Origin of the sequence: Cochleicola gelatinilyticus (assembly GCF_001637325.1) — a bacterium.
Taxonomy (GTDB): domain Bacteria; phylum Bacteroidota; class Bacteroidia; order Flavobacteriales; family Flavobacteriaceae; genus Cochleicola; species Cochleicola gelatinilyticus.
This window is the reverse complement of the sequence record NZ_LRXL01000046.1, coordinates 1-970: the sequence shown is the minus strand read 5'-3', so window position 1 is coordinate 970 and position 970 is coordinate 1. Positions and strand designations below refer to the sequence as shown.

Here is a 970-nt window from a genome sequence, read left to right as displayed (position 1 = left end):
TTCTTATGCAAACCGTTATGTGTAATTACAAAAAAAATTCTAGAATGCTAGGGAAATTGACCTCCATAATAATTTTATTAATTTTTATAGGGTGCAAAAGTTCACCTAAAAATGGAAGCGCTAATACCAAAAAAACAACTATTTCTAATACGATAATTAATGGCGGTAAATATAGTTTGACTAAAAAAGATAATCAAAAAAATCTTACACCAAAATTATTCTCAATATCGATATCAAAATTAGAAATTGAATCAAAGCATATTGCCATTCTAGATTTGTATGAAAATAATACAAACTATATTTGGTATGCAAATAATAATGTAACTGATGAATTTTATAGATTTATTTCGGACAAAAATTTTGATTCGGTTAATTTCGAAAAACTAGATAAATCCATTATTAAAGCTGAACTTATTTCATTAAAATCGTAACGGCACATAATAATTTGACGGTGTTATTAAAAATTCAGTATGAACAAAAAATTTGTTGACGTATATTCTGGATCCGAAGTTCAAGTAATTTTACTAAAGGGATTATTGGAAAATATTGATATTGAAGGTATAATCCAAAATGATTTTCAGTCAGGAATTACAGCAGGATTTGGTGGCGGAACTGTTAATACCGTTCGGCTCAAATTACATGAATCGGATCTAAAAAAAGCTCAACCCGTAATAGAGAAATTTATTAAGAATCAATAATAGTCTGATTCAAACTATAGATTATTAAGACTTACGAAAAAGAAGTTTGATTGAATAATAAATCCTATTATTTAAATAGTTTATCGCTTTTCAATCGTACCACGGTAAAGTAACAACACATAACAACGGGTATAACTCATAGCTAGTCCGTGGTTTAATCGAAGGTTTCAGGCGTTTTTGGGAATCCGCCAAATTTTTAAATTTGGCTTTTAGACGATAAAATTAAAAACAAAATGTAAAAATTTCTGCTCGTGCTAATTCCAAAAGTCCGT

At 28.4% G+C, this 970-nt stretch carries 2 protein-coding genes; both read left to right on the top strand.

The features are described from left to right. Window positions 1-431, top strand: a 431-nt coding sequence (locus ULVI_RS12370; protein ID WP_206743816.1) for a hypothetical protein, incomplete at its 5' end; no start/stop codon positions are given. Window positions 432-470: 39 nt separating this feature from the next. Then, complete coding sequence (locus ULVI_RS12365) at window positions 471-698, top strand: putative signal transducing protein (RefSeq protein ID WP_068593111.1); 228 nt, start codon at window positions 471-473, stop codon at window positions 696-698. Window positions 699-970: the final 272 nt, after the last annotated feature.